We start from the raw sequence: 25452 nt of genomic DNA on the forward strand, positions 1-25452 counted from the left end.
CGAATCCGGGCACTTGTCGTCGCAGTTGTTGACGCCATCACCGTCGTCGTCCAGGTCCGCGCAGCTCGGCGCGGCCGGCGGCGGCGGCGGAGCGGCAACGGCCGGGGCACCCAGCGGAATCACGACGCCGACGGAGGCGAGGACATCGCCATACCAGTCATCGCTGTTGAGCGCGCCCTCACCGCCGCCCGCGAAATCGCTGTCGTCGAAGTCGGCGCGATAGGCCAGCTCGGTGCGGACGGCGGCGCGCTTGCCGGCCAGTGCGCTCTGGATACCCACGCCGACCTTGGCGGCGAGGTTGCCCTCTTTGCGCTCACCCGGCGAGTTGGGATCCGGGAAGTTGTCGAACTCCTGCTCGGAGCGCTGATAGCCCAGGCCCATCAGGATGTACGGCGCCCACTCGCGGCCTTCTGCATTGAAGAAGCGGCGCGCGTCGAACGAGATGCCGTATTGACTCCAGTTGAGATCCTGGTTGTCGTCCATGTTCGGGTTCTGATAGTTCAGTTCACCGTCCAGGGACCAGTTGTCGTTGAGAAACTTGCCGACACCCAGGCTGCCGAATGGCGCGTTGCGCGTACCACGGTCGTTGTCCTGGATGTTGAAGCCGGCTGCACCGGTCAGATACCAGCGATCGTCGGCGACCTGGGCATGGGCGATCTGGGCCAGGCTGAGTCCACCCAGCAGCGCCGCGCAGAGGAGTTTCTTGTTCATATCTAGCTCCTTGATCAGAAAACCGGAAACAGCGTCTGCGATGTCCGAGGGACGGCCGCCCTGCGACGCCATCGAGGCGCAGGTTAAGTTTGCCAATGTGAAAGCCGTGTTAACGGCGAAATAACAAACATGAAGTTCCCGACGAGCGTCCGTCGTGTTGCGCGGAGTTCATGCGCGCAACATGGCCATCAGTTGCGTGACCGGAATATGGTCGAACCGCTCGGGCTGCCTGCACAGCGAAAGCAGTGTTTCCGCCTCTACCGCAGGCAGTTTCGGCGTTATCGCCTGTTCGAACTTTGACATCAGCAGCGGGATGCCTTCGGCACGTCTGCGCCGGTGACCGACCGGATAATCGATCGACACCTTTTCCGTAGCCGTGCCGTCGGCGAAGAAAACCTGCACCGCGTTGCCGATATACCGTTTGTCGGGATCGAAGTAATCGCGGGTGAAATCGGGATTTTCCACCACCAGGGTCCGCGCGCGGAGCTGGTCGATGCGCGGATCGGCCGCCACGTCGTCCGTGTAGTCGTCGGCCGTCAGCCGCCCGAACAGCAGCGGCACGGCCACCATGTACTGGATGCAGTGGTCGCGGTCCGCGTAATTGGCCAGCGGCCCGGTCTTGTCGATGATGCGGCGACCGGCTTCCTGCGTTTCGATGACGATGCGGTCGATGACGTCCACGCCCTGCATCCGGATCCGCGCGGACACTTCCGGGTGCAGACGCATCGCGCACTCCACCGCGGTCTGCGCGTGGAATTCGGCCGGGTAGCTGATCTTGAACAGCACGTTTTCCATCACGTAACTGCCGAACGGCCGCTCGAACTCGAACGCTCGCCCTTCGAACGCCACATCCTGGAAACCCCACACCGGCGCGCTCAGCGCACTCGGATAACCGACCACGCCCTTTACTGCATTGAGCGCGTGGATCACCGCACGACGGCAGGCATCGCCCGCGGCCCAGCTCTTGCGCGGTCCGGTGTTGGGCGCGTGGCGATAGGTGCGCAATGCGCCGTTGTCGATCCAGCTGTGCGAGACGGCGGTAACGATGGCGTCGCGATCGCCTCCGAGCATCGTCGTGGCAACTGCGGTCGAGGCCAGGCGTACCAGGATCACGTGGTCGAGTCCCACGCGATTGAAGGCGTTGCGCAGCGCGTAACAGCCCTGGATTTCATGCGCCTTGATCGCATGACCCAGCACGTCGCGCACGGTCATGCCCTGTCCGCCCGCGGCCTCCGCCCTGCGCCCCAGGTAATCGGCCACCGCGAGGATCGCGCCGAGGTTGTCCGACGGATGCCCCCATTCGGCCGCGAGCCACGTGTCGTTGAAGTCGAGCCAGCGGATCTGCACGCCGATGTTGTAGGCCGCCTGCGCGGGATCCAGTTCGTGCGAGGTGAACGGCACGCGTGCGCCGCCTGGCAGGTCCGCACCGGGCACCAGCGGCCCGAGGTGATTCAGGCATTGCGGGTGATCCATCGCCAGCGCCGCACAGGCCAGCGAGTCCAGCAGCATGAAGCGCGCAGTGTCGAAGGCTTCCTGCGAATCGATGCGGTACCCGGCGACGTACTCAGCGATCTCGACCATCGGCGCATCGGGTTCGGGCCGGGCAGCCGAGCGCGTGGCGGTGTGGCTCATGACGCAGTCCTTCCTCTTGCGGGGCCATTGTTGTGCCAGAGCGCGCGGACGGCGGCCGTGAAAATGGGCGCTGCCACCGCAACACACCGCCGCGCACGTCGCGCTTGGAATTGACCGCCCGCGGGCTCACCCTTGCCGCATGGACGCTCCCATCCGCCTGCCTTCGCTGTTCCTGTCCCACGGCTCGCCGATGCTGGCCGTGGAGGATTCGCCCGCCGGCCGCTTCCTCGACAGGCTGGGCGGGCAGCTGCCGTGGCCGAAGGCCATCGTCGTGATCTCGGCCCATTTCATGACCGACCGGCCGATGGCTGGCGGCCACCTGCAGCCGCACACCGTGCACGACTTCGGCGGCTTTCCCGAACCGCTGTACCAGCTTCGCTACCCCGCGCCCGGCTCACCCGACCTGGCGGCGACGGTGGTGCAGCGGCTGGTCGATGCCGGCCTGCCGGCACGCGTGCGCGAGAACCACGGCCTGGACCACGGCGTGTGGGTACCGCTGCGCCGGATGTATCCGGACGCCGACATTCCCGTGGTGCCGCTGTCGGTGATGCCGCACGGCACGGCGGCGCAGCATTACGCCGTCGGCCAGTCGCTGGCCGCCTTGCGCGACGAAGGGGTGCTGGTGATTGGATCCGGCGGGTTCGTGCACAACCTCGGCGAACTCGACTGGCAACACCGCGACGGTCCGTTCGAAAGCTGGGCGCAGGACTTCAGCGACTGGATGCACGTGAAGCTGGCCGCGCACGACTGGCCGGCGCTGCTCGACTGGCAGCAACGCGCGCCGCATGCGCACCGCGCGCATCCAACGGTGGAGCATCTGATGCCGTTGTTCGTGGCACTTGGCGCGGCCGGCGAATCGCCTGGCGTGCGCACGCTGCATCGCTCGCACGAGTTCGGCACCCTCGCGCTGGATGCGTTTGCGTTCGATTAGGGCTGAGTTGTCAGCGCTGTAGAGGCTGGTGCGCTGTGTGGCCGCCGGTGAGGCGCATGGCCGCTCACGCTACGACTTCGCTTCGCTACGCCCAGGGCGCGGTGATGGGCTTGATCGACTCTCGCGGCATACAGCCAATTGCTCACAGTGCTCGCGAGGGCGCCTACTTTCCGCGGCCCGCGCTTGCGGCGCGGGCGCTCGCGGGGCTCGCGAGCCAGTGGCTCGCAAGCACGCCTCACTTTCCCCGGCCCGCGCTTGCGGGCGCGGGCGCTCGCGAGGCGCGCGAGCCAGTGGCTCGCAAGCGCGCCTCACTCGCCCCAAGGCGGATTGGCGAATCTTTCTGCCAGGAAGTCCACGAATGCGCGCACACGCGGCGGCACCAGCCGGCGTTGCGGCATGACGGCATAGATGCCGCTCTCGGCCAACGGATAGTCCGGCAGCACCTGCACCAGCCTGCCCGCACGCAGGTCGTCGATCACGTGCCAGCTGGAATGCACGGCGATGCCGACGCCCGCGACGGCGCTGTCGCGAACGAGTTCGCCGTAGTTCGTTTCCACCCGGCCACGCACGCGCACGGCGATCTCGCCGCCGCTGCCGTCGCCGAAGCGCCACACGTCCTGGCGTCCCTGGCTGCCGACCAGCAGCACGCATTCGTGGTCGACCAGTTCCTGTGGCGTGCGGGGCGTGCCGTGGCGACGCAGGTAGTCGGGTGACGCGCACAGCACGCGGTGGTTGGCGGCGAGTTTGCGCGCGACCAGCGAGGAATCGTCGAGCGCGCCGATGCGGATTGCCAGATCGAACCCCGAGCTGACCAGGTCGAGCATCTGATCGGTGAGGTTGATGCTCAGCCTCACGCGCGGATGCAGCGCCAGGAACTCCGGCAGCAGCGGCGACAGGTACTGCCGGCCGAACGACGCCGACGCGGTGACCCTCAGCGTGCCGGCGATATCGGCGCCGCTCTGGCGCAGGCCGCCGGTCAGCGCCTCCAGGTCCTCCACCAGCGGGCGGCCCTGCTCGGCCAGCGCGGCGCCTTCCGGCGTGGCGTGCAGGCGGCGGGTGGTCCGGTGCAGCAGCCGCACGCCGAGTTCGCGCTCCAGCCGCTTCAGGCGCTGGCTGGCCACGGCGACCGACAGGTCCAGGCTGCGCGCGGCCGCGCTGATGGAGCCCAGGTCCAGGACGCGGAGGAACAGGGTCAGGTCGTCGAGGCGGTCCATGGGTCGGGTCTGGCGAGTCGGGATGGGAGGTTGGAACGCCTGGTCGGGGCTCAGGCGGCCGGATTATCAACCATTCGTTGAATGTGATTCGCCACATTGCCGGTTTCTGCTGAATATGCATCGACCTAGGCTGCGCGTCTTTCCTGACCGGACGCCGCCATGGCTGCCTCACCCTCCCTCGCTTCCCCTCCTTCCGGCGGCCGCATGCCGCTGGCGCTGTACGCCCTGACCGCCGGCTCCTTCGGCATCGGCTGCGCCGAGTTCGTGATCATGGGCCTGCTGCTGCAGGTCGCCGCGGACCTGCAGGTGTCCATTGCCGCCGCCGGCATGCTCGTGTCGGGCTACGCGCTGGGCGTGTTCGCCGGCGCGCCGGTGCTGACGCTGCTCTCCCGCCGCATGCCGCGCAAGGCCGTGCTGATGGCCCTGATGGTCATCTACACGGTGGGCAACCTGGCCTGCGCACTGGCACCGGACTACACGACGCTGATGATCGCCCGCGTGGTCACTTCGCTCACGCACGGCACCTTCTTCGGCGTGGGCGCCGTGGTGGCGACCTCGCTGGTGCCGGCCGACCGCAAGGCCTCAGCCATTTCCATCATGTTCTCCGGCCTGACGCTGGCGACGCTGCTCGGCATGCCCGCGGGCGCCTGGCTGGGCCTGCACCTGGGTTGGCGCTCGACCTTCTGGGCGATGGCGGCGGTCGGCCTGGTCTCGCTGGCGATCATCGCCGCGCTGGTGCCGCGCAGCCGCGACGACAGCGCGCCGGTGGCGCTGCGCGACGAGCTCGCCACCATCGTGCGTCCGCAGGTGCTGCTGGGCCTGCTGATGACCATGCTGGGCTTTGCCGGCGTGTTCGTGGTGATCACCTTCGTGCAGCCGCTGCTCACCCAGGTCACCGGCTTCAGCGAAGCCGCGGTGTCGCCGATCCTGCTGGTGTTCGGCGGCGGCATGGTGGTGGGCAACCTGCTCGGCGGCCGGCTGGCCGACCGCATGGCCACGCCCGCCCTGCTCGGCACGCTGCTCGCGCTGGCGGTGGTGCTGGGCGCGATGACCTTCGCGCTGCGCAGCCAGATCGCGATGGTCGCCTTCGTCGGCGTGCTCGGCATCGCCGCATTCGCCACCGTCTCGCCGCTGCAACTGCGCGTGCTGCGCCACGCCGAAGGCGCCGGGCAGAACCTCGCCTCCAGCTTCAACATCGCTGCCTTCAACCTGGGCAATGCGGCGGGTGCCTGGCTGGGTGGCGTGGTGATCGAACAGGGACCGGGCCTGTCGGCGGTTCCGTGGGTGGCCGCGCTGGTCACGCTGTCCGGCCTGGGCGTCGCGCTGTGGAGCGTGCGCGTCGAACGCACCGCGCATCGCCCGGCGCTGCCCGCGGGCTGCGTGCCCGACCAGGCCTGAACCGACCCACGAGCAAGCAATCCCCGCATCCGGAGCCTCACCGTGTCGACCAAGACTTCCCGCTGGTTCGTCGTCCTCGCATCCCTGCTGCTGGGCACCGTCGCCCACGCGGCCACGCCATCCAGCACCTGGATCCCGACGTGGACCGCGAGTCCGCAGGCGCGCTGGGATGGCGACTTCGCACTGCCCACCAACCTGCCCTACCACTTCTGGAACCAGACCCTCCGGCAGAACGCGCGCGTCAGCCTCGGCGGAAGCCGCGTGCGCGTGCTGCTGTCCAACGAGTACGGCACGCAGCCGCTGGTGATCGGCGCGGCGCACGTCGCACTCGCCGGCGCGAAGTCCGACACCGTGGCCGGCAGCGATCGCGCGCTCACCTTCGGCGGCCGCACCTCGGTGACGATTCCGCCGGGTGCGCCGATGCTGAGCGACCCAGTGGACCTGGAGGTCGCACCGCTGCGCGAACTCACGGTCAGCCTGTACCTGCCGCAACCCACGCCGCCGGCAACGTTCCACTGGGATGCACGCCAGACGACCTACGTCGGCGCCGGCGACCAGACCGCAGCCACGCGCTTCGAGGCGGACACCACGTTGACCACGCGCGCGTTCCTCACCGCGATCCAGGTGGAAGCGCCGCGCGACACGCGCACCGTCGTAGCCATCGGCGATTCCATCACCGACGGCAACATGGCGACCATGGACGCCAACACGCGCTGGCCGGACGCGCTCGCGCAGCGCCTGGCCGGACGCGGCGTCGCGGTGGTCAACGCCGGCATCTCCGGCGCGCGTCTGCTGCAGGACAGGATGGGCGCGAACGCACTGGCGCGTTTCGACCGCGACGTGCTGGCGCAGCCGGGCGTTGCATCGGTGATCGTGCTGCTGGGCATCAACGACATCGGCTGGCGCGGCACGCCGCTGGCGCCGAACGGCAATGCCGTCACCGCAGAGGAGCTGATCGCCGGCTATCGCCAGCTGATCGAACGCGCCCATGCACGCGGCGTGCGCATCGTCGGTGCCACGCTGACGCCCTTCGAAGGCGCGCTGCAGGACACGCCGATGCGCGGCTACCACGACGCCGACAAGGAACGCGTGCGCCAGGCGGTCAACGCGTGGATACGCGACAGCGGCGCCTTCGATGCGGTGGTCGACTTCGACGCGATCACGCGCGATCCCGCACGGCCCGCGCGCTTCCTGCCGGCGTACGATTCCGGCGACCACCTGCATCCCGGCGACGCCGGCTACCGCGCGATGGCCCAGGCCATCGACCTGCAGGCGCTGCTGGGCGACTGACCCGCATTCCCCCACCGCTCCGGTGTGGAGCGACATCAGGCACAAGAGGACTTCATCGATGGACTACCGCTTTCTCGGCAACTCCGGCTTCCGCGTTCCGGCGTTGAGCTTCGGCACCGGCACGTTCGGCGGCAAGGGCCAGCTGTTCGGCTCCTGGGGCAACACCGACGTCGCCGAGGCCTCGCGCCTGATCGACGTCTGCCTGGACGCCGGCCTCAACATGTTCGACAGCGCCGACGTGTACTCCGGTGGCGTGGCCGAGAGCATCCTCGGCGCGGCCATCAGGAACCGCCGCGACAAGGTGCTCATCTCGACCAAGGCGACGTTCCGCTTCGACGACAACGACCCCAACGCGGTCGGCTCCTCGCGCTTCCACCTGCTGCGGACCGTGGACGCGCAGCTCAAGCGCCTGGGCACGGACTACATCGACCTGTTCCAGCTGCACGGCTTCGACGCGAAGACGCCGGTGGAAGAAACGCTGTCCACGCTCGACGACCTGGTGCGTGCCGGCAAGATCCGCTACCTCGGCGTGTCCAACTTCTCCGGCTGGCACCTGATGAAGTCGCTGGCGGCGGCCGACCGCCACGGCTGGACGCGCTACGTCGCGCATCAGGCGTACTACTCACTGATCGGTCGCGACTACGAGTGGGAGTTGATGCCGCTGGGCATCGACCAGGGCGTCGGTGCGGTGGTGTGGAGCCCGCTCGGCTGGGGCCGCCTGACCGGCAAGATCCGCCGCGGCCAGCCGCGTCCGGAAGTGAGCCGTCTGCACGGCAGCGCTGAATACGGCCCGCCCGTCGACGACGAATACCTGTACCGCGTGGTCGATGCACTCGACCAGGTCGCGGCCGAAACCGGCAAGAGCGTGCCGCAGGTCGCGCTGAACTGGCTGCTGCAGCGTCCGACCGTCTCCAGCGTGGTGATCGGCGCGCGCAACGAGGAGCAGCTGAAGCAGAACCTCGGCGCCGTTGGCTGGAACCTCACGCCCGAACAGGTTGCCGTGCTCGATGAAGCCAGCGCGACGACGAAGACGTATCCGTACTGGCACCAGAGCGGCTTCGCCGAGCGCAATCCGTTCCCGGTGTGATCGCACTTCAACGCCTTCCCCTGCCTGCAGGGGGAGGGCCTCTCAGCATCGGAGCCCCCATGAAAGCCGTCGCCCTCACCCGCTATCTGCCCATCGACGATCCGCAATCGCTGGTAGACGTCGAACTGCCCGATCCCTCCGCGCCGACCGGCCACGACCTGCTCGTGCGCGTGGACGCCGTGTCGGTGAATCCCGTGGACACCAAGGTCCGCTCGCCCAAGCCGCAGGTGGAAGCGCAGCCGAAAGTGCTGGGCTACGACGCGGCCGGCATCGTCGAATCCATCGGCGATGCGGTCACCGCCTTCAAGCCCGGCGACCGCGTGTACTACTCCGGCGACATCACCCGCCCCGGCAGCAACGCGCAACTGCAGCTGGTCGATTCGCGACTGGTGGGCCACGCGCCCAACTCGCTCGACCAGGCACAGGCCGCCGCATTGCCGCTTACCGCGATCACCGCGTGGGAGCTGCTGTTCCAGCGCATGCCCTACGACAGCGAGAACGGCGGCCAGGGCAAGTCGCTGCTGACCATCGCCGGCGCCGGCGGCGTGGGCTCCATCGCGATCCAGCTGGCGCGACGCGCCGGCTTCACCGTCATCGCCACCGCCTCGCGCGAAGACACGATCGCGTGGTGCAGGGAACTCGGCGCACACCACGTCATCGACCACCGCCAGCCACTCGGCCCGCAGTTGTCGGCGCTGGGCTTCGAAACGGTCGACGCCGCGCTGAACCTGTACGACACCAACCGCTACTGGAAGGAACTGGGCGAACTGCTCGCGCCGCAGGGCCACGTCGGCCTCATCGTCGAACCGAAGGACCCCGTACCGCTGGGCGACCCGTACAAGTTCAAGTGCATCGGCATCCACTGGGAAATGATGTTCGGCCGCCCGCGCTTCCGCACCTCCGACATGGACGAACAGGGCCGCATCCTGCAGCGCATCGCCCAGTTGATCGACGCCGGCGAACTGCGCGGCACGCACCGCGAAACGCTGGGTACGATCAACGCCACCAACCTGCGCGAAGCGCACCGCCGACTGGAATCCGGCACGACGATCGGAAAGCTGGTGCTGGCGGGCTGGTGAGGTTGGTGTTGGTGTTGTTGGTGGTGCGTTGTTGGTGGTGCGTTGTTGGTGTTGGTGTTGTTGTCTTGCTCGTCATCCCCGCGAAGGCGGGGATCCATGGACTCTTCACGCTTTCCCGGTGCGATTGAACAACGAAAGCCAGAGCTTTGGCCGTTCCGCTTTTCAAATGTGACCAGCAAGCGTGAAAGGCTCTAGAACCCTCGCCTTTGCGGAGATGACCAGCAAAGCAACAGCGACTTTGGATCCCGCCTATGGCCGGGATGACACGCAGAGAAGAGCCGGGGGTGTTGCCTTGGGCCGCTGTTGTTGAAGCCGTTGCAATTCGTCTTGCACTTGCACTGCGGTTGGACCGCCCAGTGCACCCCTAGACTCATAGGAACCCGGCTGGCTTTAAACGGACGGACAGTGGCTGTCGTCGTTCAAGCGCACAGCGAAAGCGTGAAACGTCCCTGGATTCCCGCCTTCGCGGGAATGACGAGCCAAGGCCAAGGCAGGATTCATTGACGTCGCCATTGCTGTTGGATTGCTGTTTGCTGTTGAAACAGCCAACCACATCCCAAGCCCCGGAGGGCAGCGCACAGGACGTGCGCTGCTGAGCGAGGAGGCATGATGCCGACTCGCGAAGGGCACCTACTCCCTTTCCGGTCGCGGGATTGCTCTGTCGGGGAAGACCGTTTCTTTTGGTTACGTTTGACCGAAGGGAATCCAGTCGGACTTTGGGTCAGCAAAGAAAAGTGACCCGGCCGGCTTTAGACGGACGGAAGCTTTGGCTTTGTTGTCACGGACATGCGAAAGAGGAAAGCGTGAAAAGTCCCTGGATCCCCGCCTTCGCGGGGATGACGAGCCAAGGGCAAGAGCAAATGGCATCTGACTCTCGTCGCAATGACGGGCAAGAGCTGGGCGCCGCTGCTGAGCGGCGTCCGGGAAAGCGTGAAAAGTCCATGGATCCCCGCCTTCGCGGGGATGACGATCGAAAGCATCGGCAAGATGGATGCCGGCTTCCACGGGAATGACGCGTCAGGAGCAACCCCAACACCGGCGCGCCATCAACCAAACCGCCCCATCACCTCGCGAACCTTGTCCAGATACCCCACCCCGAACAGGTTCAGGTGATTGAGCAGGTGGTAGAGGTTGTACAGCGGCGCACGCTCGCGCCAGTCGGGCGCGGGAGCGGCCACCTGCGCATACGCGTCCCAGAACGCAGCCGGCGGCGCGCCGAACAGCGTCAGCATCGCCAGTTCCGCCTCCGCCCAGCCGAAGTGCACCGCGCCCGCGTCGATCAGCGCCGGCATGCCGTCGCCGCAGCAATGCAGGTTGCCCAGCCACAGGTCGCCATGCAGCAGCGAGGGGCGCTGCTGCGGAATGAGTTGCGGCAGACGCGCGCACACACGCTCGATCGCCTCGACTTCGGCAGGCTCCAAACGCCCGCCGTCGCGTGCGCGCCTGGCCTGCGGCAATAGCCGGCATTCGGCGAAGAACCGCCAGCCGTCGTCCATCAGGGCGTTGCGCTGCGGCGTCGGGCCGCAGTAGCCGTCGCGCTTGAAACCGAAGCGGTCGTTGCGCACCGCGTGCTGTTCGGCCAGTCCGCGTCCCGCCGCGCTCCAGAACCGCTCCTTCGGCGCGGCTTCGCCCAGGTCTTCCAGCACCAGTTGTTCCGGCGCGAGCAACAGCACGCGCGGCACGCGCAGTGCGCCCGCCCCTGCAAGCGTCGCCAGTCCCGCGGCTTCGGCGGCGTAGTAATCCGCCGGCGCCCCGGGCCAGCGCTTCACCACTGCCGCCAGGCCGCGGAAGGTCGTGCGCTGCAGTTGCTGTCCGCTCATGCGGCCTGCGCGTCCTCGCGCCGGTCGCGCTTGAGCACCGCCACCGGCTCGGCCCATGCGCTGCCACCGCGGCGCTTGCTCGTGGCGAGCACCAGATCCGACGGTTCGAACACGTTGAGGTTGTGGGTGATCGGCGTGGTCAGGATGTACTGCGCGTCGGTGGAGCGCAGGAAGCGGCCCACCTTTTCGATGTTGAACACGTCCAGGTGCGCGAACGGCTCGTCGATGAACACGAAGCCGCCCGGCTGGTCCTCGTCGCGCAGCAGAGCCACCAGCAGCAGCAGCGACTTCATCACCTGCTGGCCGCCGGAGGCCTCGCCGTCGTCCAGGCCGATCCAGCCCTTGCGGTCGAAGTCGAAGCGCACGGTCAGGCCAGCCTGGGCGAGTGCGACGTCCTCGTTGGCCAGTTCCGGCATGTCGGCATCCACGCCGATGCCGGCCAGTTCGCCCAGCGCGGCGAGGTTCTTCTTGTAGCGGCGCACGGTGGCGCGCAGCACGTTGATGTAGGCGCCGCGCGCTTCCTCGGTGATGCGCCGAGCGCGCTCCAGGTGCGATTCGCGGCGACGCAGCGCGCTTTCGAGTTCGGCATGGTCGGCGCCGATCTTGTCGCGCAGCGGCACGCAGGCCTCGTCCTCGACGAAGCCGCCGCGGTCGAGCTTGTCGTCGATGCCATTGAGTTCGTGGCGCACCACCGACACGCTCGGGTATTCGCGGCGCACGGCCTGCAGCACGTCGGCGCTGCGCCAGGCGGGCGGCATCTGCGCGCGCTTGCGGCGGTATTCGACGATGCGCTGCGCCAGCGACTGACGTTCCGCGGCGATCTGCTGGCGTTGTTCGCGCAGCTCGCGGGTCAGCGATTCGATGGTGCCCTGGCGGCGTGCGGCCTCGATGCCCTCGGCCTTGTCGCGCTCGCCGATGCGCTCGACCTCGCTGCGTGCTTGGGTCAGCCCTGCCGCCGCCTGTGCGGCGGCTTCGGCCAGCTGCGGCAGGCGCGATTGCGCGTCGGCGAACTCGGCCGCACGCGTCACCAGTTCCTGCGCCGCGTCCAGCCCGAGCAGACGCGACTGGTCGGCGTCCACGCGCTGGCGCAGCGCCTGCAGCTCCGCCTCGCGTGCGCGTGCGCGCTCGGCCAGCTGCGTCTGTTCGGCGCGCAGTTCCGCCAGGCGCGATTGCCGCGCGCCGGTGCCGAAATGCTGCTGCGTGCCGCCGATGTGGCGACCGCCGCGATGCTCGCGCAGATAACCCTTGGCGGTGATCCAGTCCTGTCCCTTCGGCAGGCGGCCGCCTTCGTCGATGTCGGCCACGCGCTGCATGCGGTCGAGCTGGCGCGGCAGCCATGCCGGCGGCTCGGCGGAGAACTTCACCACTTCCAGCAGCGAGCCCTTGCTCGCCTTCTCCACCGGTGCGCGATCGGCGACGACGAAGTGGCGGTACTGCATGCGCTCGCCCAGCTGCCATGCAGCGCGCGCGTCCTTCGGGTTTTCCAGCACGATCAGGTGGCGATACGGCGCGAGCACCGCTTCCACCGCCACCGCCCACTTCGGGTCGGCGATCTCGACCAGTTCGGTCAGCACGCGGTGGCCGATGCCCTCGCGTTCCAGCGCCGCGCGGAAATCGCGTTCGAACGGCTCGACGATGCGGCCGCCACCGCTGAGCGCGGCCAGCTGCGCGGTGATTTCCTCGCTGCGACGGCGGTCGTGCTCGGTTTCCAGCTTGAGTTCGGCCTGGCGGCGGCGTCCGTCTTCCACCGCGCGGCTCAGTGCGTCGACGTCGGTCACGCCGCGCTCCGCCTGCAGGCGCACGAGGCCTTCGCGGCGCTCCACCAGGCGCTCGGCGTCACGCGCGGTGTCGCGCGCCTCGGTGAAGGCGGCTTCGCATTCGCGCGCCCGTGCGCGTGCGGCGTCCAGTTCCTGCCGCAGCGCCTCGCGCAGCGTGCCGGCGTCGGCATCGTCGCGCTGCAGTGCGGCCAGCGTGCGTTCGCGCTCGCGCTGCGCACGACGCAGGCCGGTGAGACGCGGGCGCGCACCGTCGATGGCGGCGCGCTGCTCGGCCAGTTCCACCTTCGGCAGGATCTCGGCCTGCAGGCGCTGGCGCTGGTTGCGCAGGCCCATGCCTTCCTCGAACGAGCGCACGTCCATCTTCGCCCCTTCCAGGCGCACGTGCAGCGCATCCAGGTCCAGGCGCAGCTGGCCGATTTCCTTCTCCACGTCGAACTGCTCGGAGCGTGCGCGCTGGTAGTCGTCCAGCACGGCCTTGTCCTCGAACACGTCGAAGACCAGCTGCAGCAGCTCGCGCGGCGACAGCTGGCAGAGCTTGTCGGTGGCGCCCTGTTCCAGCGTCAGCACGCGGCAGATGGCGCGGGTCAGTCCGGCGCCGGCCAGGCGCACGCGGTAGTCGCGCACGCCCAGCCATTCGCCGCCCTGCTCCAGCGTTTCCACCGGCACGTCGCCGGCGACGACCTGGTAATCGCGCGACCAGTCGCCGCCGCGCTTGCGGATGCGGCAGGCCAGCGTGACCTGCTCGTCCTTGATCGGGAAGAACGGGCGGCCGCCGCGGCGATCCGGGCGGTTGCTGACCACCGCGCGCAGCCACGCATAACCCTTGCCGTTGTGGCGCAGGTAGGTCTTGTAGTCGCGCGCGGTGTCGCGGTCCTCGATGGCCAGCAGCGTGCGCAGCGCATCGAGCAGCGTGGTCTTGCCCGAGCCGTTGGGCCCGACCACGGTGATGACGGAGGCATCCAGCGGCAACTGGAAGCGCTGCCAGTAGTCCCAGTGCACGACTTCGAGGCTGCGGAACTCAAACATCGGCCTGCTCCCCGGTCAGTTCGTCCATCGTATCCGCGTCGTCGATTTCGTTGTCGACATCGGCCATCGCGTCATTAGGCTCATCGCCCAGCGCGGCCTGCGTCGCCCGCGCCTGCGCGACGACGAACGACAGCGCGCCGTCCATCACGCGGTTGGCGATGCGTTCGTAATCGAAGGCCAGGTCCAGCAGCGGACCTTCGCTGATGCGTTCCTTGCGGCGGACGATGAAGCCATGCCGCTGCAACTGGCCCAGGTTGAGATTGATGCGGGTCTTGCCGCCGAGCTTGTCGCCGAAGTCGGCCAGCAGCGTGCGCTCGTTGATCGGCTCCACCATGTCCTGACCCACCGGTACCGGCTTGAGTTCGGCGAACATCTGCTCCTGGTCCTGCTGGCGCTCGCTCTCCTGCCGCGCGAGCTGGCGTTGGCGCTTGGGCAGCACCAGCAGCGACCACAGCACCACCAGCAACGCCAGCGCGTCGCGGTCCAGTTGCAGGTTGCTCGCGGCCCACGCGCGCGCACTGCCGAACACCTCGCTCTCCTGCGCGCGCGCCACGCCGACGGCGACGTGCGCGGCGTAGGGATGCTCGAGCAGGCGCAGGCCCGCCGCGGCGAGGCGACGGTCGAGGTCGTCGCGCCGTTCGGCGTCCACCAGCACCTGGCGCACGGCGTGGTCCTCACGCGGCAGCCAGCGCTCGGCCAGGAGGCGTGTGATGAGGGTGGCGATGGTGTCGGTCATTCGGTTTCCGTCGATTCGGCGGATTTCTTCTTCCGCTGTTGCTTGTGTGGCATCCGCTGTTGCTCGTCATCCCCGCGCAGGCGGGGATCCATGGACGTTGCCTTGACCCTCCTGCGGATTGCACTCGACGGCCTCGACGCATCAACGTCCATGGATTCCCGCCTTCGCGGGAATGACGGTGAAGGTTCTTCGCACGACGCGTCGAGCTGTCCGCCCTGCGCGCTCTCGTGCCTTTCTTGCTGCTGTCGTTCTTGTTGTCGCAGTTGCTCTTGCTCGTCATCCCCGCGCAGGCGGGGATCCAGCGCCTTTGGCTTCTTCTTCGACGAGACGCGGAAACGCGATGCGCTTAAGTCACTGGATCCCCGCTTTCGCGGGGATGACGGTGAAGGCGCGGACGGCGTAGACGGCGTGGATGGCGTGGACGGCGCTACATCGTCATGCGCCGGTCCAGCGCCTGCTTCTTCGCCCGCACCTGCTGCGCCACTCTCGGCATCGTTCGAATCCACGCCACCGTCGCCACCACCCGCCACCAGCAACCCGCGGCTCATGTACGCCACGCCGTGGCGTTCCACCGGCACGAATTCCGTCTGCACGCGCCAGCGCAGCGGTAGTTGCGCGATGGACGCAGACACGCCGCTGCGGTTTTCCGCGCCGGGGTCGCCGAGCAGGCCGAGCAGCGACAGCCGGTACGCGCTCACCGCGAAGCCGTCCTGCGGCACCCAGTCCGACAGCGGGGCGTCGGCGTCCAGCGCGGCCAGTTGCGACAGCCACTGTTCGGCGTGCTGGTAATCCTGTTCGGACACCGGCGCCTGCGTGTCGCTCGGTGCCTGTTGCGCGGGCGGCAGCGACTGGTCTTCCTGCGCCTCGCGCTCGCGTTCGACCAGTTCGTACTCGGCCACGTCCAGCGCGATGGGCGCCATGGCGAAGGCCGGCGCGACGGTACGCGCCAGTGCGTCCACGCTCAGCGCGACAAGCGCTTCGGTGTCCTGGTTGCGCAGGAAGCGGTTGACGTCCGACGAGGACAGGCCGCTGGCGCCCAGGTGCACGCGATGGCGGTCCAGCTGGTTGAGGGCGCGCTGGAACACCGACGCCTGCCGCAGCATCGCGCTCTGCGCGCGGCCGATCTGCTGGGCGACGCGGTACGTGGCGGCGTCCAGGTCGACGTCGCCGGCGATCTCCTTGACGATCGCGGTGCCCTTTTCCACCCACTGCCACACCGACTGCAGCGTGGCGGCGGCGCGCAGGATGCGGTGCTCCGAACCGCTGAGCACGGCCTGGTCGAAGTCCTCGCGCAGTTCGTTCAGGCGCGACAGCAGGTGCTGCAGGTCGGCCACGCCGACGCGTCCGGCGGACTGGCCGGCGGCCAGCTGCGCGGTCACGTAGGCCAGCTCGTCGCCTTCGCGGTTGAACTGCAGCAGCAGGCCGATGGACGACAGCGCCTGCCGTCCGACCGGGCTGATCCGGTAGCGCTGGCTCTGCCCGTCCCACAGCAGCAGGCCGTTCTCGCGCAGGCGCCCGAGCACGGTGTCGAACTTCACCGCGTCCAGGTAGGCGAAGTGGTCGCGCAGCTCCTGCGGGCTCCAGTCCGGTGCCTGGCCGCGCTCGCCGATCGCGCGCAGCACCAGCAGGCGCACCATGACGCTCTCCTCGCCCCCGTGGAACAGGGTGGAGAAGGCGCGCAGCAGGTCGCGGGCGGAAAGCAGCGGATGCAGATCGGGCAGGTCGGCCGCGACGATGCCGTCGCGGAGGTAGTCCTGCAGGGGTGCGGAAGCGTCGTCCATGGCGGACCGGAAACTACGGGTGGGCCATGTTCCGCGAGCCGCCGGCCCCGCACAACTCTTGCGCGCCGCGGGTTTTTGGGCGTGCGGACACACGGGTCGGCGCAGGCTTCGCCGCGACGTGGGACCGGCGGGCGGCCCGTCGCTGCGCAAGAGTCCACGGCAGCCGTAACCACTCGCCGGGCCGTCCGCGGCCCCCGGGCAGAACGCGGCACCTGTCGAATCCGCGCCCCGCCGTTCGTCCTTACATGGAGCGGCGCGGTAACGCGTCGGGCTCTTCCATCACCTGTATAGGAGTCGCCGCATGAAGCACTACCTTGCCGTTTTCCTGGGCACCGCATCCTCGATGGACGCCTGGAAGAAGCTGCCGGAGGACGAGCGCGCCCGCCGCGAGCAGCAGGGCATGCAGGCCTGGGGTGCCTGGGTGCAGAAGCACCAGGCCGCGATCGTCGACGGCGGCAGCCCGCTGGGCACGACCAAGCGCGTCAGCGCACAGGGCATTGCCGACGTCCGCAACGAACTGGCCGCCTGGACGGTGGTGAAGGCCGAATCCCACGAAGCGGCGGCGAAGATGTTCGAAGGCCACCCGCACTTCACCCTCTTCCCCGGCGAGGCGGTGGAGGTCATGGAATGTCTGCCGATGCCGGGCGAGGCGAAGGGTTGAGGCATGTCCTTGCCGGGCACCGGCACTGTGCGGCGAGGCTAGAAGCGGATGGGTGAGGGCGCGCCGCCATCCAACGAAGGCCGACGGGGCTCGGAGCCTGTCGCACAGGCGAAAACACGGGTGCGTGAGGCTCCGCGCTTCATCGACGAGGCTCGGAACCTCAACGTTGAGGCAAATCGCCTCGTGCATGAGGTTCGGAGCCTCATTGACGAGGCATGGAGCCTCACGCATCAGCCTGTGAGCTTCATCGCCGAGGCAAAAAGCCTCGTGCATCAGGCTTGGAGCCTCGTCGACGAGGCTCCGAGGCTCGCGCATCAGCCTCGAAGCCTGATCGTCGAGGCAAAAAGCGTCATGCATGAGCGCCGGAGCCTCGCCTTCGAGGCACGGATGCCTCGCGCGCCACGTCCGCAGCTTCATCGTCCAGGCAAAAAGCCTGACGCGCGAGGCCCGGCAACTCGTCTCCCACGCAAAAAGACTGGGCTAGAGGCGCCAGCCCTCACCACCGCCACGCAAAACACCTGACGCGCCAGGCTACGAGCCTCATCGTCCAGGCAAAAAGCCTGGTGCACGACCCACGGAGCCTCACGCTCGACACCTGGAAACCCGCTGGCCTTCCCTCGCCTGCGGAACCACAGCCGGCGCCTCGCCCCACCCATCCGCCGCAGCTTGCAGGTGACCGCCTTTCGCGGCATCGTGCGCGCTTCCGTACGCCAGCGTATACAACGATGACGGCCGCCAGCCCGCTCAGCTTCGAACCCGCCTCCGCGCCGCACCCGCTCTACCCGAAGCTCTTCGAGCCCCTGGACCTGGGCTTCTGCACCCTACCCAACCGCGTGCTGATGGGCTCGATGCACACGGGCCTGGAGGACAAGGCCGCGGACTTCCCGAAGCTGGCGGCGTATTTCGCCGAGCGCGCGGCCGGCGGCGTGGGGCTCATCGTCACCGGTGGCTTCTCGCCCAACCTGGCCGGCTGGCTCAAGCCGTTTGGCGGCACGCTGCGCTTTCCATGGGAGGTGCGCCGGCACCGGCAGGTCACCGGCGCGGTGCACGCGCACGGGGGCCGCATCTGCCTGCAGATCCTGCACGCGGGTCGCTACGGCTACAGCCCGCTGCAGGTGGCGCCGAGCCGGCTCAAGGCGCCGATCAATCCCTTCACCCCGCGCGCCCTGTCCGCCGGCGGCGTCGAGCGGCAGATCCAGGCGTTCGTGCGCACCGCCGTGATGGCGCGCGAGGGCGGCTACGACGGCGTCGAGGTGATGGGCTCGGAGGGGTATCTGCTCAACCAGTTCACCGCGCCGCGCACCAACAAACGCGCCGATGCCTGGGGCGGCGATGCGGGCAAGCGCATGCGCTTCGCCGTGGAGATCGTGCGCCGCATCCGCGAGGCGTGCGGTCCGGACTTCATCATCATCTACCGGCTGTCGATGCTGGACCTGGTGGACGACGGCCTGGCCTGGGACGAGGTAGTGCAGCAGGCCAGGGCCATCGAAGCGGCCGGTGCCACGCTCATCAACACCGGCATCGGCTGGCACGAGGCCCGCATCCCGACCATCGCCACCTCGGTCCCGCGCGCGGCCTTCACCGGCATCACCGGCCGGCTGAAGCCGCACGTCGGCGTGCCGCTGGTGACCACCAACCGCATCAACATGCCGGAGGTCGCCGAACAGGTGCTGGCGCGCGGCGACGCGGACATGGTGTCGATGGCGCGGCCGCTGCTGGCCGACCCGCAATGGGTCGCCAAGGCGCGGGCGCAGCGCGCGTCGGACATCAATACGTGCATCGCCTGCAACCAGGCGTGCCTGGACCACGTGTTCGAGAACAAGACCGCCAGTTGCCTGGTCAATCCCCGCGCCTGCGCGGAGACGGAGCTCAACTACACACCCGTGGCGTCACCCAAGCGCGTGGCGGTGGTCGGCGCCGGTCCGGCCGGCCTGGCCGCGGCGACGGTTGCCGCCGAGCGCGGCCACCGCGTGACGCTGTTCGAGGCCGCGGACGAGATCGGCGGCCAGTTCAACCTGGCCAAGCGCATCCCGGGCAAGGAGGAATTCCACGAGACGCTGCGCTACTTCGGGCGCCGGTTGCAGCAGACCGGCGTGGAGGTGCGCCTGCGCACCCGCGCCGACGCGGCCGCGCTGGCCGGCTTCGATGACGTGGTGCTGGCCAGTGGCATCCGCCCGCGCGAGGTGGACTTCCCAGGCTCCGACCATCCCAAGGTGGTGGGCTATCTCGACGTGCTGACCGGCCGGGTGGTGCCAGGTCGCAAGGTGGCGATCATCGGGGCCGGCGGCATCGGCTTCGACGTGGCGGAGTTCCTGGTCGAGCACGGTCCCAGCGCCAGCCTGGATCCCGCGCGCTGGCGCGCCGAGTGGGGCGTGGACCTGGGCTACGACGGCAACCGCGGCGGGCTGGTGGCTCCGCAGCCGGAGGCACCCGCACGCGAGGTCTGGCTGCTGCAGCGCAGTCCGGGCCGCCCGGGTGCCCGCCTGGGCAAGACCACGGGCTGGATCCACCGCGCCACGCTGAAGGCCAGGCGGGTGCGCATGCTCGGCGGCGTCGAATACCTGGGCGTGGACGACGAGGGCCTGCACGTGCGCGTGGACGGCAGCGAGCAGACGCTGGCCGTCGACCACGTGGTGATCTGCGCCGGCCAGGAACCCTTCAAGCCGCTGGCCGAAGAACTGCACTCCGCAGGCCTCCGGGTGCACGTGATCGGCGGTGCGGACGTCGCCGCGGAGCTCGACGCGAAGCGGGCCATCGCCCAGGGCAGCCGCCTCGCGGCGTCGCTCTAGCCAAACTGCGCAGGCCTTGCGGGACGGGGCCTGCAGGGGTGATGCGAGCCCGCCCGATACGCCTGTGGATGGGTGGTGCGGTGCGGCACCGCGGCGCTTCCTGAACAGGCGTTTGGATTTCCGGCTGCAGTCGGCCCGAAAAATTTCCCTTTGTCGACAATGGCTTGCGCCTGCGATCCCGACTTTCCAGCCGGATAGCGACGCGCCGGTCAAGCCCCACCATTCACCAGGCGTTTATCTTCGCGCCGCTACCGTGCGCCAACTTTTTCGGCCACCCCCTTGGTGGCACCCCTCACCGCCCGCGCACCCACAGCTTTCGCGCGGATTTGGTGAATGGGCAAAAGCGTGCCGCAGAGCCGCTGCCCTCCCCAGTACGCCATGCCGGTTCGGACCGTGGTTGCCGTGATCTCCCAGGGAGGCGGCCACGAAACGGACGGCGCAACGGAGCAAGGAGTCCGATTACATGAAACTGGCTTGGATCCTGTGGCTGGCCTCCGTGCTGCCGCCACAAACCGCCGATTCGCTTTGCCTCAGCACCACCGTGTACCTGGAAGCCCGCGACCAGTCCGTCCGGGGCCAGAAGGCGGTCGCCGAGGTGGCCCTGCGCCGCCGCGACAGCGGCCTGTGGGGCGACACGGTCTGTGACGTCGTCACGGCCCGCAAGCAGTTCGCCCCGACCCTGGTCTCGCCCGGCACGCGCCTGGGCAACACCGAGGCCTGGGCCGAGGCGGTGACCATCGCCCTGGACGCCGAGCAGAACTGGGCCCTGCCGCCCGGCGAGCGCAAGGAAATCGTCCCGGGTGCGAGTCACTTCGCCGCCCACGCCATCGCCAGTCCGTCCTGGCGCACGGCGTACCAAGTCGCCACGATCGGCGATCACACCTTCTATAAGGTGCAATCGCTGAAGCCGCGGCGGTCGTAAAAGGCCCGGCCCCTCCTGGCCGCCTGCGGCGGCCAGTCCTCTCCCGCAGGGGAGAAGAAGCTTTCATCGCGATCTGGCCGCATTGGCCTTGCGTGCCGCCTAACGCCTGGTCGCCAGCTAGCTGGCTCCTGCGAGCACCGCGGCGAGCGGCGATGCACCTCAGGCTTGGGCCCGCCGCCTTCGGTGCGTCTCCGGCGTAGGAGCGAGCTTGCTCGCGACTCCACGCCTTGCGCACGGCCTGAACGCCCGGTCGCCAGCAAGCTGGCTCCTGCGAGCCTGCTGGAAGTGGCTACTCCTGGGCTGGGTGCCACTCATCCCCGCTCCCTTACGCAACCGCCCATCGGGACACGGACCGTTGCAGCCGCATCGTTGAGCGCGCGGCGGCGGGTCGGCCATAGTCTCGGGATTGCCTTCTCTTGAAAGGGATTCCCGCATGAAGCTCTACACCAAGCCCGGTGCGTGCTCGACCGCCGACCACATCGCCCTGCAGTGGACCGGCCAGCCGTTCCAGCTCGAGATCCTCGACAAGGACTCGATGAAGGCGCCGGGCTACCTGGCCATCAACCCCTCCGGCGCGGTGCCGGCGATCGTCGACGGCGACTTCGTGCTGACCCAGAACGCGGCGATCATGGGCTACATCGCCGACACCTATCCCGAAGCCGGCCTGGCCGGCGACGGCAGCCCGCGCCAGCGCGCCGAGGCGGCCCGCTGGCTGGCGTTCGTCAACTCGGACCTGCATCCGGCGTTCAAGCCGCTGTTCGCTCCGGCCAACTACATCGCGGACGCCGGGCAGTTCGATGCGGTCAAGCACAGCGCGAAGCAGCGCGTGCGGGCCCTGTTCGAGGTGGCCGACAGGCAACTGGCCGGCAAGCACTGGATCGCCGGTTTCCGCAGCTTCGCCGACCCCTACCTCTACATCACGCTGCGCTGGGCGCAGGGGCTGAAGATCGACCTCAGCGGCCTGGAGAACCTGGCGGCCTTCAAGGCACGCATGGAAGCGGACCCGGGCGTGCAGGCCGCGCTGAAGGTGGAAGGGCTGGCCTGACCGGCACGAGTGGCGCGAGGGCTGCACGCCCTCGCGTCGCGCCGGGTTCCCCGCCGGTCAGGCGCCGGCGAGTGCGCGGAAGCGGCTGTCCATCTCCGCGGCGAAGCCGGCGTCGCGTGCCTTGCCCAGTGCCGCACTGAAGTCCGGCAGCAGCGCCACCAGCTCGGCCACCTCGGTGCAGCGCTCGACCTTCAGCTGCAGGAAGTAGCCGCGCAGGCCCAGGTGGTCGCGCACCGTCTCCGACATCAGCGTGTACAGGGCGGAATAGCCGGTCGCATTGGCCACTGGCGCAGCGGCCGTCGGTGGCGTGGTGGCACGCGCTGCGTCCGGAATGGTCGCCGCGGCGGCGGCGGCCAGGCTCTTCGGCACGGCGATCAGCCCCATCGCTTCGAGCTGGTCCAGCGCATCCTCCGGCCCCTTGAGGCCGCCGATCACGCCGCGCAACTGGCCGACACTGCGCTGGCCATCCACCATCAGCAGGATCGAACGGAGCACGTTGGGCAGCTTCAGCGCGCGGCTCTGGATCTCGTCGCGCCCGGCATCGGTCTTGTTCGGCACTTCGTCATCGCGCATGGTTCCCCCCGGACCATCGGCTGCGAAAGCCGCCCGACTATGCCACGGTTGGCCGCGCAATGCGCGGCCGCGCTTCAACGTTCGACGCTGCCGATGTCCACCGCCCCGCCCTTCACGCGAGGGAATCCAGGGCCCCGCTGGTCGTAGGCACGATCGAGCAGGTTGCTGCCCTGCCCCAGCACCGGGCTGTCGGCCAAGGGCATGTGCGTGTACGAATAGCCCCCGTTGTCGGCGAGCGGTGCGAGCCTGGGGTCGACCGCCAACGTGTCGGCGGGCACCGGCACCAGTGGGTACTCGATCACGTTGTTGGCGCCGATCACGGAGTCCGTATATGCGCTGATGTCGTAACCGAACGGCCCGGCGACGCAACTGTTGCGTGCGACGATGGTGCTTTCCAGATGGAGCACGTCGGCGCCCAGGGCGCCACGGACTTCGCACGGCCTGATTGGGTCCTCGTCGCCTATAGGATTCGTGATCTCGGCGTTGTAGGCGATGGTGCTGTTGTACACGTCGAGGGTGCCCTGCGAGTATCCGGCGCTATGGGTGTGCGCACGGTTGTTCGAGATCGTGCTGTCGATGATCGTGTGCCTGGCAGCCGTGTCACCGAAGCGGAACGCGCCGTCGTTACCGTAGTCGAAGCGCCAGTCCGCGGTGAGGTTGTTGGAGATCGTCGACTTGTTGACCAGTACATCGTTGGCACGCACGAACAGCCCGCCGCCGATCGCGCCACCACGGTTGCGGTAAATGCGCGAATAGGTAACGCTCGCCCCGTTTTCGGCCATGATGCCGCCGCCGATGTAGCCCCTGTTCTGGTAGACCTGGCTGTGATGCAGCGTCACTCGCCCCTTCGCGTAGATGCCGCCACCCTCACTGTTTTCCATCGCCTCGTTGTCGAACACGGCGCTCCAGGTCAGGTGCACGTCGCCCTCGGCGCTGATGCCGCCGCCAAAGGTGGGGGGCGACTCGAGAAAGCCCTCCTGCAGGGCTCGGCACGCGTGCACCCATGCCTGATGCAATCGGACGTTCCCTTGCGAGTAGATGCACCCTCCGTACTCGGGTATGCCACCCTCCAGGTCGAGCACCCGGCGTAGCCCATTGGTGACCGACACGTGGTCGATGCGCAGCGTGCCCGTGCCGGTGTGCAGGAACACACGGTCCAAAGCGTTGCCGTCGATGGCGAGCCTGTAGCGGCTGCGGCCCAGGATCGTCAGGCTGGCCTGCGGCACGGCGATGGAACCGCTGGTGAGCAGGATCCTGCTGCAGCCCAGCGAACGCAGGTCGATGACGTCGCCGCTGGCGGCCGTCGCGACCACGGCGCGCAGGGTGCCTGCGCCGCTGTCGTTGCAGTTGGAGACGACGCGCGTCGCGGCGTTCGCCCCGGCAGGAATGAAGGTGCCAGCAAGCAGCACCAGCGCGCCGACGATCGGCGCGGGCATGGTATGCGCGATACGGGTCATGACGGTGTGCTCCCTCGTGCACGCCGACGTGTGCCGGCGTCGTCGATTCGCTGTTTACGCCGGTGCTGTCCGCACGTCGTGAACCCGACTTCGCCAAGCGTTGCGGGAGGCTCATTCAGGCGCTCGCGTCGTTCAGCCTGCGGCAGTCGCGCGACGAACGGTCAAGGTGGCGCGACGTGCTGGATGTGCTCATCGAACTCAACCACATGCCTGTACGCCCAAACAAAAAGGCCGCGGAATGCGCGGCCTCTTCGTGATGCGGGAACCCGGCGATCAGCGCTTGTCGATCGCCACGTACTCGCGATCCTCCGGGCCCGTGTAGTTGGCGCTCGGGCGAATGATCTTGCCGTCCTCGCGCTGCTCGATCACATGCGCGCTCCAGCCGGTTGTGCGCGCGATGACGAACAGCGGGGTGAACATGGGCGTCGGGATGCCCATCATGTGGTAGGCCGATGCGCTGTACCAGTCGAGGTTCGGGAACATCTTCTTGGTGTCCATCATCAGGTTCTCGATGCGCTCGGACACGTCGAACAGCGTCTGGTTGCCGCCGTCGGCACACAGCTTGCGCGAGAGTTCCTTGATGATCGGATTGCGCGGATCGCCGATGGTGTACACCGGGTGGCCGAAGCCGATGATGATTTCCTTGCGCTCCATGCGTGCGCGGATGTCGGCTTCCGCCTCATCCGCCGAGCCGTAGCGCGCGATGATGTCCATCGCCACTTCGTTGGCGCCGCCGTGCTTGGGGCCGCGCAGGGCGCCGATGGCGCCGGTGATGCACGAATGCAGGTCGCTGCCGGTACCGGCAATCACGCGCGCGGTGAAGGTGGACGCGTTGAACTCATGCTCGGCGTACAGGATCAGCGACTTGTCCAGCGAGTCGGCATGCAGCTTCGACGGTTCCTCGCCGTGCAGCAGATGCAGGAAGTGCGCCGCGACGGAATCGTCGTCGGTCTCCACGTCGATGCGGCGGCCGTTGCGGGTGAAGTGCCACCAGTACAGCAGCATCGAACCGAAGCTGGCGACGAGCTTGTCGGCGATGTCGCGCGCTTCCGACGCGGGATGACCTTCGCGCTCCGGTAGCACCGTGCCCAGCACCGAGCAGCCGGTGCGCAGCACGTCCATCGGGTGCGCATTGGCGGGAATCAGCTCCAGCGCTTCGGAGACGATGGCCGGCAGGCCGCGCAGGCGCTTGAGCTTGGCCCTGTAGGCCTTCAGCTGCGACACGGTGGGCAGCGCGCCGTGCACGAGCAGGTGCGCGACTTCCTCGAACGTCGACTTCGTGGCCAGGTCGTGGATGTCGTAACCGCGGTAATGCAGGTCGTTGCCGCTGCGGCCCACCGTGCACAGCGCGGTGTTGCCGGCGGCGGTGCCGCTGAGTGCGACGGACTTCTTGGCCTTCGGGAGCACTTGCTCGCTCATTCGGGATCTCTCGTTGCGGCTTCCGCGACGCGGAAGCGGGAATCGGTACCGGCCACGCGCGGCCGGCGTTGCGTCATTCGGCCTTGGACGAGGCGAACAGCTG

The 25452-nt window shown here is 68.4% G+C and carries 19 protein-coding genes; 9 read left to right on the forward strand and 10 right to left on the reverse strand.

Annotated elements, in window-relative coordinates:
• Together VFE83_RS00460 and VFE83_RS00465 are read right to left on the reverse strand one after the other, a co-directional pair.
• A partial coding sequence (locus VFE83_RS00460) for an outer membrane beta-barrel protein (RefSeq protein WP_324902917.1) occupies positions 1 to 711 on the reverse strand: 711 nt, incomplete at its 3' end.
• A gap of 168 nt (positions 712 to 879) precedes the next feature.
• A complete protein-coding gene (locus VFE83_RS00465; RefSeq protein WP_324902899.1) occupies positions 880 to 2343 on the reverse strand; it encodes a bifunctional 2-methylcitrate dehydratase/aconitate hydratase in 1464 nt (487 codons plus the stop codon).
• A gap of 139 nt (positions 2344 to 2482) precedes the next feature.
• On the opposite strand from VFE83_RS00465, the gene VFE83_RS00470 reads away from it, so the two are divergent.
• Complete coding sequence (locus VFE83_RS00470) at positions 2483 to 3274, forward strand: class III extradiol ring-cleavage dioxygenase (RefSeq protein WP_324902900.1); 792 nt, start codon at positions 2483 to 2485, stop codon at positions 3272 to 3274.
• A gap of 308 nt (positions 3275 to 3582) precedes the next feature.
• On the opposite strand, the gene VFE83_RS00475 is transcribed toward VFE83_RS00470, so the two are convergent.
• A complete protein-coding gene (locus VFE83_RS00475; protein ID WP_324902901.1) occupies positions 3583 to 4488 on the reverse strand; it encodes a LysR family transcriptional regulator in 906 nt (301 codons plus the stop codon).
• A 159-nt stretch (positions 4489 to 4647) separates the two neighbouring features.
• Here VFE83_RS00475 and VFE83_RS00480 point away from each other — a divergent pair, with 159 nt between their 5' ends.
• From VFE83_RS00480 to VFE83_RS00495, 4 genes are read left to right on the forward strand one after another with little or no spacing between them, the layout of a single operon-like run.
• On the forward strand, positions 4648 to 5886 hold the full coding sequence (locus VFE83_RS00480) for an MFS transporter (protein WP_324902902.1): 1239 nt from the start codon (positions 4648 to 4650) through the stop codon (positions 5884 to 5886).
• Positions 5887 to 5928: 42 nt separating this feature from the next.
• Positions 5929 to 7176 carry an SGNH/GDSL hydrolase family protein gene (locus VFE83_RS00485; protein WP_324902903.1) on the forward strand — a complete coding sequence of 416 codons (1248 nt, stop codon included), beginning with the start codon at positions 5929 to 5931 and terminating at the stop codon, positions 7174 to 7176.
• A gap of 58 nt (positions 7177 to 7234) precedes the next feature.
• Positions 7235 to 8263, forward strand: coding sequence for an aldo/keto reductase (locus VFE83_RS00490; protein WP_324902904.1), 1029 nt, complete (start codon positions 7235 to 7237; stop codon positions 8261 to 8263).
• A gap of 59 nt (positions 8264 to 8322) precedes the next feature.
• Positions 8323 to 9342 (forward strand): zinc-binding alcohol dehydrogenase family protein, encoded by a 1020-nt coding sequence (locus tag VFE83_RS00495; RefSeq protein ID WP_324902905.1) that lies wholly within the window; start codon positions 8323 to 8325, stop codon positions 9340 to 9342.
• 1046 nt (positions 9343 to 10388) lie between these two features.
• On the opposite strand, the gene VFE83_RS00500 is transcribed toward VFE83_RS00495, so the two are convergent.
• From VFE83_RS00500 to VFE83_RS00515, 4 genes are read right to left on the reverse strand one after another with little or no spacing between them, the layout of a single operon-like run.
• Positions 10389 to 11162: a fructosamine kinase family protein gene (locus tag VFE83_RS00500; RefSeq protein ID WP_324902906.1), complete on the reverse strand. Its 774-nt coding sequence runs from the start codon at positions 11160 to 11162 to the stop codon at positions 10389 to 10391.
• Positions 11159 to 13966, reverse strand: a complete 2808-nt coding sequence (locus VFE83_RS00505; protein WP_324902907.1) for an AAA family ATPase — start codon at positions 13964 to 13966, stop codon at positions 11159 to 11161. The genes VFE83_RS00500 and VFE83_RS00505 overlap by 4 nt, the downstream gene beginning before the upstream one ends.
• Positions 13959 to 14702 (reverse strand): hypothetical protein, encoded by a 744-nt coding sequence (locus VFE83_RS00510; RefSeq protein WP_324902908.1) that lies wholly within the window; start codon positions 14700 to 14702, stop codon positions 13959 to 13961. Before VFE83_RS00510 ends, VFE83_RS00505 begins: the two co-directional genes overlap by 8 nt.
• Complete coding sequence (locus tag VFE83_RS00515; protein ID WP_324902909.1) at positions 14699 to 16483, reverse strand: hypothetical protein; 1785 nt, start codon at positions 16481 to 16483, stop codon at positions 14699 to 14701. Before VFE83_RS00515 ends, VFE83_RS00510 begins: the two co-directional genes overlap by 4 nt.
• Positions 16484 to 16784: 301 nt before the next feature.
• On the opposite strand from VFE83_RS00515, the gene VFE83_RS00520 reads away from it, so the two are divergent.
• From VFE83_RS00520 to VFE83_RS00535, 4 genes are all read left to right on the forward strand, one after another.
• Complete coding sequence (locus VFE83_RS00520; protein WP_324902910.1) at positions 16785 to 17144, forward strand: hypothetical protein; 360 nt, start codon at positions 16785 to 16787, stop codon at positions 17142 to 17144.
• Positions 17145 to 17869: 725 nt separating this feature from the next.
• Positions 17870 to 19933 carry an NADPH-dependent 2,4-dienoyl-CoA reductase gene (locus tag VFE83_RS00525; protein WP_324902911.1) on the forward strand — a complete coding sequence of 688 codons (2064 nt, stop codon included), beginning with the start codon at positions 17870 to 17872 and terminating at the stop codon, positions 19931 to 19933.
• A gap of 463 nt (positions 19934 to 20396) precedes the next feature.
• Positions 20397 to 20855 carry a cell wall hydrolase gene (locus VFE83_RS00530; RefSeq protein ID WP_324902912.1) on the forward strand — a complete coding sequence of 153 codons (459 nt, stop codon included), beginning with the start codon at positions 20397 to 20399 and terminating at the stop codon, positions 20853 to 20855.
• Between the two features lie 433 nt (positions 20856 to 21288).
• Positions 21289 to 21900 (forward strand): glutathione S-transferase N-terminal domain-containing protein, encoded by a 612-nt coding sequence (locus VFE83_RS00535; protein ID WP_324902913.1) that lies wholly within the window; start codon positions 21289 to 21291, stop codon positions 21898 to 21900.
• Between the two features lie 57 nt (positions 21901 to 21957).
• On the opposite strand, the gene VFE83_RS00540 is transcribed toward VFE83_RS00535, so the two are convergent.
• The 3 genes from VFE83_RS00540 to prpC form a co-directional block, all read right to left on the reverse strand.
• The gene (locus VFE83_RS00540) at positions 21958 to 22473 is read right to left on the reverse strand and encodes a hypothetical protein (RefSeq protein WP_324902914.1); all 516 of its coding nucleotides are present in this window, start codon (positions 22471 to 22473) and stop codon (positions 21958 to 21960) included.
• 74 nt (positions 22474 to 22547) lie between these two features.
• Positions 22548 to 23930 carry a right-handed parallel beta-helix repeat-containing protein gene (locus tag VFE83_RS00545; protein WP_324902915.1) on the reverse strand — a complete coding sequence of 461 codons (1383 nt, stop codon included), beginning with the start codon at positions 23928 to 23930 and terminating at the stop codon, positions 22548 to 22550.
• 273 nt (positions 23931 to 24203) lie between these two features.
• Entirely contained in the window at positions 24204 to 25349 is a 1146-nt protein-coding gene (gene prpC / locus VFE83_RS00550; RefSeq protein WP_324902916.1) for a bifunctional 2-methylcitrate synthase/citrate synthase, read from the reverse strand.
• Between the last annotated feature and the right edge of the window lie 103 nt (positions 25350 to 25452).

This window comes from Lysobacter sp., assembly GCF_035655815.1.
In the GTDB taxonomy this organism is placed as follows: domain Bacteria; phylum Pseudomonadota; class Gammaproteobacteria; order Xanthomonadales; family Xanthomonadaceae; genus Lysobacter_J.